Genomic DNA, 7,879 nt, shown 5'->3' with positions numbered 1-7,879 from the left:
GCTTCTTGATCTACTCCACTCAAATAAAAAAGATCACGATGTTGGTGGAAAGGCATTGTACTATCTGCTCCGGTGATAAAGATATCATTGGCGTTAAAAAAGGCTATGGAATTAGCTTCCATTTGGTTGATAAAACGTTTTCTATTTTCGACAAACAGCTTAGAGTCGATTTGAGTATATTTCATAAGTATAAAGTTACCTGTTATACGAAAAGGTTAAAAGGAAAAAGCATACAGACATCTGAAAGTCAGCAAATTATATTGAGTACAGAATCAATAGCCATACTGCAAATTACAAAAGAATATTGGAAGTCTTAAGAAAAAAACAAAAAGAATAAAGGGTTGTGTTGGGCTTTTTTTCAACGGTAAAAATAGCAGTCCTAAGGGAGAGTGATCTGTGCTTTTTGTTCTTGAATTCAATGAAACGGCCAAAGGAGTTCATTAAACCCTCCTCAACACCTCCAACGCTTTTTGTACACTATCAACTCGAATAAATGTAATGAGTAGTCGTAAACCATTTTTGGTTTCTTTTTCTTTCATCACACACATTTTATTGTTTTGTTGTACGTATTTTAAAACCTTCGTGAAGGCTTCCGTTTGATAGAATTCACTCTGTTGGTCAGACACAAAATATCCGATCATTCGTTTTTGTTTCAATACAATTTTTTCCAATCCTAATTTTTTAGCTAGCCATTTGATGCGAACAGAATCCAACAAATCTGTAACTTGAAATGGGAGTTCTCCAAAACGATCAATCAGTTGTTGTTGAAATTCTTCAAGTTCTTTTTCTTCAGACAATTCACCGAGTTTTCGATAAAGATTCAAACGCTCAGCGATTACATTGATATAGTCATCAGGGAATAAAATTTCAAAGTCAGTATCGATTTGTATGTCAGAAACAAATTCTTTGTTCTCTATGTTTTGTTCCTCATACAGATCTTTGAATTCTTTTTCTTTTAACTCATTAACAGCTTCTTCAAGTATTTTTTGATAGGTGTCAAAGCCGATATCAGTGATAAACCCACTTTGTTCTCCACCCAATAAATCTCCTGCACCACGAATTTCTAGATCTTTCATGGCAATATTAATACCACTTCCCAACTCACTGAACATTTCTAAAGCTTGGATTCGTTTTCGAGCTTCTTCGGTCATCATATGATAAGGTGGACAAATAAAATAGCAGAATGCTTTTTTGTTTGAACGTCCAACACGACCACGCATCTGGTGTAAGTCAGACAATCCAAAGTTGTTGGCATGATTGATAAAAATAGTATTCGCATTCGGAACATCAAGCCCAGATTCTATGATGGTTGTAGCCACTAAAACATCAAATTTTCCTTCCATAAAATTGACCATGACTTCTTCTAGTTTTCTCCCTTCCAATTGTCCGTGGCCAACTCCTATTCTAGCATCAGGTACCAAACGTTGTAACATGCCTGCTACTTCTTTAATGTTATCAACTCTGTTGTGGATGAAGAAGATTTGGCCGCCTCTAGTCATTTCATACATCACTGCATCTCTTATCGCTTCTTCGCTAAATCCAATAACCGTACTCTCTATGGGATGTCTGTTTGGGGGAGGGGTTGCGATCACCGATAAATCTCTAGCAGCCATCAAACTAAACTGTAAGGTTCTTGGGATGGGGGTAGCGGTTAAGGTCAAGGTGTCAACATTTTCTTTGATCGTTTTTAATTTGTCTTTCGCCGCAACACCAAATTTTTGTTCCTCATCGATAATGAGAAGTCCCAAGTCTTTATACTGAATCTTGTCAGAGACCAATTGATGGGTACCAATGACAATATCTAACCTACCTGAAGCCAAATCTTCCAGTACTATTTTTTTTTGTTTCGCAGTTTTAAAACGGTTTAAGTAATTGATATTGACAGGAAAATCTTCGAGTCTTTTTTTAAAAGACTTAAAGTGTTGAAAGGCTAAAATAGTTGTGGGCACCAATACGGCAACCTGTTTGCCATTGTCAACAGCTTTAAAGGCTGCACGTATAGCTACTTCTGTTTTTCCAAAACCGACATCACCACAAACCAATCTATCCATAGGCTTGTCATTTTCCATATCAGCTTTTACATCTTGTGTTGCTGTGTTCTGATCCGGCGTGTCTTCATACATGAAACTTGCTTCTAGTTCGTGTTGTAGGTAGCTATCAGGATCAAAAGAAAATCCTTTTTGATTTTTTCTTTTTGCGTAAAGCTGAATCAAATCGAAAGCCACCTTTTTTACTTTGGCTTTGGCTGTCTGTTTCGCTTTTTTCCAAGCAGGTGAACCCAATTTATGGACTTTTGGAATTTTTCCGTCTTTCCCGTTAAATTTAGAAATTTTGTGGAGGGAGTGTATACTGATGTATAGGACATCGGAGTCACCATAAATCAATTTGATGGCTTCTTGTTTTTTTCCATTGACATCAATTTTTTGAAGTCCACCAAATTTTCCAATTCCGTGATCAATGTGAGTCACGTAATCACCGATTTCTAAATTGTTGACTTCTTGTAAGGTTACTGCCTGTTTTTTTGCAAAACCGTTTTTGAGTTGAAATTTGTGATAGCGCTCAAAAATTTGATGATCGGTATAGCAAACCATTTTATGGGCATGATCTACAAATCCCTCATGAATTTGAAAAACCAATGTTTTGTATTCTATTTCTTCTTCACTTTCTTCAAAAATATCATGAAAGCGTTTCGCTTGTTTTTCATTGGCACAGAATAAATAGTTGGAATATCCTTTATTCGTATTTTCCTTTAGGTTTTCTATTAACAGATTAAAATGTTTATTAAAAGAAGGTTGAGGTTCTGTATTTCCATCAATACTGTTTGCGCTTTTACTGTTGTTAATGGTTACCCTACTGTACCCATTTAGTTGTTCTTTAATTTGAATACCATCGACAAACAAATCACTAGGCAAAGTATGTTTTAGGGTTTCGGATAACGTTTCAAAACGAGCGGATGCTTTTTCAAATAAAGTGTTTAAATCATTTTGAAGAATGTCTATGCTTTTGGTGTAAACAATACTTTCGTTTGGAATAAAATTTAAAAAAGATTCCCTTTTTTCAGAAAACTGTTTGTTTTCTACATTGGGCATGATTTGTATCTTGCTAGGGTTTCCTGTGGAAAGTTGTGTTTCCACGTCAAACGTACGGATGCTATCTACTTCGTTACCAAAGAATTCTAATCGATAAGGCTCGTCATTCGCAAAAGAAAATACATCTACAATACCTCCTCGAACCGCAAATTCTCCTGGTTCTGTTACAAAGTCAACACGATTAAATCTATATTCGAACAATACTTCATTGATAAAATCTAAGCTAAACTCATCGCCAGTAGTGATTTTTAGTGTGTTGCTGTTTAGGTCTTTTTTTGTCACTACTTTTTCAAACAAAGCATTTGGATAGGTGACAATAATGACCGGTTTTTTTCTAGCGTTTAGTCTATTCAAAACCTCAGCGCGCATAAGCACATTAGCGTTGTCTACATCTTCAATTTCATAAGGTCTTTTGTATGATCCAGGATAGAATAGCACCTCTTTTTCACTAAGTAATCGTTCTAAATCGTTTAAATGATAAGCTGCTTGCTCTTTGTCATCCAAGATGAGCAAAAAAGTTTTGCCTGTTTTTTTAAACGTTTCTGAGATGATGATTGACAGTGAAGCTCCATTAAACTTACTCAGTACAGTATGTGTTTTGTCTTTTGTAACTTGAGCTACTAATTGTCTTGTGGCACCAGCATCTTGGTATTTTTCTAGAAATGATTTGATTTTCAAGGCCGAAATATTTTAGTACAAATGTAGCGTTATCTTGGGGTTAAAAAAATTGAAAAAGGAGAGGAGTCAATAATAGATTGACTTTAAATTGTACTCTAATCTTCAACTTCTTATTTTTGCCTTATGAGTTTATTTTTGTCATACAAAAACATACCGATTCACTACACCGTGTCTGGAAAAGGGGCTGCAGTTGTTTTGCTACACGGATTTTTAGAGAACATCACCATGTGGCAAAGTTTAGAAGAAATTTTAAATACGAGATACAAGGTGATCTGTGTCGATTTATTAGGACATGGACAAACGGAAAATTTGGGATACGTGCATACCATGGTACAAATGGCTGAGGTAGTAAAGGAGGTGTTAAATTCTTTAAATATTAGAAGATCTTTTTTGGTGGGGCATTCTATGGGAGGTTATGTGGCATTAGCATTTGCAGATTTATATCCAGATCATGTGAAAGGATTAGTTTTGTTGAATTCAACTGCTAGACCAGATACTGAAGAAAAAAAAATAGGACGAGACAGAGCCATTGCTATGGTCAAAGAAAATTACAAATCATTTGTCAGAAATTCGATCCCATTGCTGTTTCGTTCAACAAGTCGAAATTTATATGCCGAGGAGATTGCTAGGGTTAAAAAGGAAGCTTTAACAACCTCAAAACAAGGAATTATTGCTGCATTAGAAGGGATGAGGATAAGGCTAGATCGAGAGGCATTGCTGCATTTTGGTCCCTATCCCTCGTTGATGATTTTGGGGAAAAAAGATCCGGTATTAAATTATGAAGAATTGGTAGCGCAGACCAAAAACGCTAAAGCACAGGTTGTAGCGCTAGAAAATGGTCATATGAGTCTTATAGAAGACAAGGCAACTACAGAAAACGCGATTTTACAATTCATAAAAAACAATTGACAACAAACAATCAAAGTCTCTACAACCATTCAGTTGACTTCTATGGAGAAGATTTTGCAGGATATAAATCAGCTTACAAATAAATAAAACACTTTTTTACGCCGTTAAACATATTTAATGCAAAAAAAGTATTGATTTTGGACTTAAAATGTGATTTTAAATCCAAAATCTGTCTTAAATTTGTCCAGGAGTTGGTTGGTCAAACCGGTTTCAAACAAACAAACAGATGAAATTAATAAGATTTGGTCAAGAAGGAGCTGAGAAGCCCGGTGTCATAACCTCGTCAGGAAAAAAAATTGATGTATCAGCCTTTGGTGAAGATTACAACGAAGAATTTTTTGGTAGCGATGGATTGGAAAGACTGTCTGTTTGGTTAACAGAAAATGAAGATGTATGCTCTCAAGTTTCTGAAGACGTAAGATTAGCAGCCCCTTTGGCACGACCTTCTAAAATTGTTTGTGTAGGATTGAACTATGCAAAACATGCCGAAGAAGCTGGAATGGCAGTGCCAAATGAGCCTGTATTGTTTTTCAAATCTACAACTGCTTTGTCTGGACCTTACGACGATGTTATCCTTCCTAAAAATTCTGAAAAGACTGATTGGGAGGTTGAATTGGCTATTGTAATTGGTAAAAAAGCATCTTATGTTGCGTTAGAAGAGGTAGAAGATTACATTGCGGGTTATGTGTTGCACAACGATGTGTCAGAAAGAGCTTTTCAAATTGAAAAAGATGGACAATGGTGCAAGGGGAAAGGCTGTGATACTTTTGCTCCTGTTGGTCCTTTTATAGCAACCAAGGATGAGATTAAAAATCCTAATGATTTAGAACTTTGGTTAGAGGTGAATGGAGAGCGTTTGCAGCATTCCTCTACCAACGATTTTATATTTGACGTACAGACTGTTGTTTCTTATATCAGTCAATTTATGACACTCTTGCCAGGGGATATGATTTCTACAGGAACTCCATTTGGAGTAGGCTTAGGGCTTCATCCTCCTAGATATTTAAAGCCAGGAGATGTTATGGAGTTAGGGATCGAAGGGTTAGGGAGTTCAAGACAGGTTTGTAAAGCATATAGTGAAACGCAGAGAATAAAAAATAATAGATAAATTAATTTAAGATGGAAATAAAAATTAATACCAAGTATCCTTCTATGGAGGATTTAAGAAATAGAGCAATGGTTAAGATGCCAAAGTTTGCTTTTGAGTATTTAGATGGAGGGTGTAATGAAGATATCAATCTTGATAAAAACAGGACAGATCTTCAAAAAATAGAATTGATGCCTCAGTATTTGTCTAAGTTTGATAAATCAAGCATGCAGACTGAGTTGTTTGGACAAACGTACGACGCTCCCTTTGGTATTGCTCCAGTAGGATTACAAGGCTTGATGTGGCCTAATGCTCCTGAAATTTTAGCAAAAGCGGCAAAAGACCACAACATCCCATTTGTTTTAAGTACTGTAACTACATCTAGTATTGAACGAGTTTCTGAAATCACGGATGGAAAATTTTGGTTTCAATTGTATCATCCTACAGATGAGGACATTAAAAAAGATGTTATTGATAGAGCGGCAAATGCAGGTTGTGATGTCTTGGTGATCTTAGCAGATGTACCTACTTTCGGTGTACGACCAAGAGATACTCGTAATGGACTGGGGATGCCACCAAGAATGACATTAAAGAATATTATTGAGGTTTTTAAACACCCGCACTGGGCAACTCAAACCCTAATTCATGGTCAGCCTAATTTTGAAACCATGAAACAATATATGCCAAAAGGAATGAACTTGCAGCAATTGGCAAAGTTTATGGATGCTACTTTTAGTGGAAGATTAAATGAAGAAAGAATTGCTTCTATCCGTGAACAATGGAAAGGTAAATTGGTAATCAAAGGTGTTGTTAGTGCTGAAGATACTGAAAAAGCAATCAAATTAGGCGTTGATGGATTGATTGTCTCCAATCATGGAGGACGTCAGTTAGATGCAGGTCAATCTTCTATTGTGCCGATGACGAATTTAGCTGAAAAATACGGAGATCAAATCAAAATTATGGTGGATTCTGGGCTTAGAGGTGGACCTGATATCGCAAGAGCGATGGCAAGTGGAGCAGAGTTCACTTTTATGGGTCGAAGCTTTATGTATGGTGTAGGAGCTCTAGGTAAAGAAGGAGGGAATCATACTATTTCTCTTATGAAAACTGAGTTACAACAAGTGATGGAGCAAATTTGCTGTCAAGATACAGGCGCTTTTAAACCCCATTTGATCAAATAATAAATCATAAAAAAACCTCAGCAATTGCTGAGGTTTTTTTATGAAATTGTTGAAACGAACTATTTACTGCCCAACATCATCAACTCATGGACAATGATTTTAGTTGTCGATCTTTTGTTTCCATCTTTATCTTCCCACTGTTCATGGGTTAATTTACCTTCAATCGCAATTTGACTTCCTTTGTCTAAATATTTTTCTGCGATATCTGCAGTTTTATTCCAGCACACAATATTGTGCCATTGTGTGTTTGTGATACGTTCCCCTTCATTGTTGTAATAACTATCTGTTGTAGCCATTGAAAAATTCGCTACTTTTTTGTCTTCTCCAAAAGTTTTTACCACTGGGGATCCTCCTAAATTTCCGATTAACTGTACTTTGTTTCTTAAATTGTTCATGATAAATATTTTTAATTAAGATTAATTGTTTTTGTCGTTTTAGACTTTACAAAGATGTGAAAGCATAGAATATTTACTCGGTTGTTAAATAATTGCTTTCGGATATAAACGTTTGTAACCGTTTGTTGCTGTTTTTTTCTTATCTTTAAGTAAGGCTAAAAATGAAAAGCTATGGAAAAAAATTGTCAAGAGTGTGGAGAAAAAATTGTAGGCAGATCAGATAAAAAATTTTGTAATGACCAATGTCGAAATGCCTTTAACAATAAGCTAGAAGTAGGGGACAAAAGTTTGGTTAGGAACATCAACAATGCTCTAAAAAAGAATTATAAAATTTTATGTGCTCTAAACCCCTCAGGTAAAACCAAAATACCAAAGCATAAAATGACAGAAATAGGATTTAATTTTAATCTATACACTCAAGTACATTTTACTAAGAAAGGAGATAGGTATAACTACTGTTATGATGAAGGCTATTTGCTGCTAGAGGGAAATCAAGTGTTATTGGTCAAAAAGTAAGGGCAAGGATATGTTTGGGTTTTT

Annotated in this window: 7 protein-coding genes; 4 read left to right on the top strand and 3 right to left on the bottom strand. The window is 35.6% G+C overall.

Annotated features, from left to right (window positions below):
* Both ABF281_RS00635 and mfd read right to left on the bottom strand, forming a co-directional pair.
* On the bottom strand, nucleotides 1-185 hold a 185-nt coding region (locus ABF281_RS00635; RefSeq protein WP_347179770.1), incomplete at its 3' end, for an aminopeptidase P N-terminal domain-containing protein.
* Between the two features lie 255 nt (nucleotides 186-440).
* On the bottom strand, nucleotides 441-3,767 hold the full coding sequence (gene mfd, locus ABF281_RS00630; RefSeq protein ID WP_347179769.1) for a transcription-repair coupling factor: 3,327 nt from the start codon (nucleotides 3,765-3,767) through the stop codon (nucleotides 441-443).
* Between the two features lie 123 nt (nucleotides 3,768-3,890).
* Here mfd and ABF281_RS00625 point away from each other — a divergent pair, with 123 nt between their 5' ends.
* From ABF281_RS00625 to ABF281_RS00615, 3 genes are all read left to right on the top strand, one after another.
* A complete protein-coding gene (locus ABF281_RS00625) occupies nucleotides 3,891-4,676 on the top strand; it encodes an alpha/beta hydrolase (RefSeq protein WP_347179768.1) in 786 nt (261 codons plus the stop codon).
* A 226-nt stretch (nucleotides 4,677-4,902) separates the two neighbouring features.
* Nucleotides 4,903-5,784: a fumarylacetoacetate hydrolase family protein gene (locus ABF281_RS00620; protein WP_347179767.1), complete on the top strand. Its 882-nt coding sequence runs from the start codon at nucleotides 4,903-4,905 to the stop codon at nucleotides 5,782-5,784.
* An 11-nt stretch (nucleotides 5,785-5,795) separates the two neighbouring features.
* Complete coding sequence (locus tag ABF281_RS00615; protein ID WP_347179766.1) at nucleotides 5,796-6,944, top strand: alpha-hydroxy acid oxidase; 1,149 nt, start codon at nucleotides 5,796-5,798, stop codon at nucleotides 6,942-6,944.
* A 59-nt stretch (nucleotides 6,945-7,003) separates the two neighbouring features.
* Here the strand turns inward: ABF281_RS00615 and ssb are convergent, their stop codons facing one another.
* Nucleotides 7,004-7,339 carry a single-stranded DNA-binding protein gene (gene ssb, locus ABF281_RS00610; RefSeq protein WP_347179765.1) on the bottom strand — a complete coding sequence of 112 codons (336 nt, stop codon included), beginning with the start codon at nucleotides 7,337-7,339 and terminating at the stop codon, nucleotides 7,004-7,006.
* 171 nt (nucleotides 7,340-7,510) lie between these two features.
* On the opposite strand from ssb, the gene ABF281_RS00605 reads away from it, so the two are divergent.
* Nucleotides 7,511-7,855: a hypothetical protein gene (locus ABF281_RS00605; protein ID WP_347179764.1), complete on the top strand. Its 345-nt coding sequence runs from the start codon at nucleotides 7,511-7,513 to the stop codon at nucleotides 7,853-7,855.
* Nucleotides 7,856-7,879: the final 24 nt, after the last annotated feature.

It is taken from the genome of Wenyingzhuangia sp., from assembly GCF_039768515.1.
Taxonomy (GTDB): Bacteria; Bacteroidota; Bacteroidia; order Flavobacteriales; family Flavobacteriaceae; genus Wenyingzhuangia.
The sequence above is the reverse complement of the archived record's forward strand: the minus strand, read 5'-3'. Positions and strand labels throughout refer to the sequence as shown.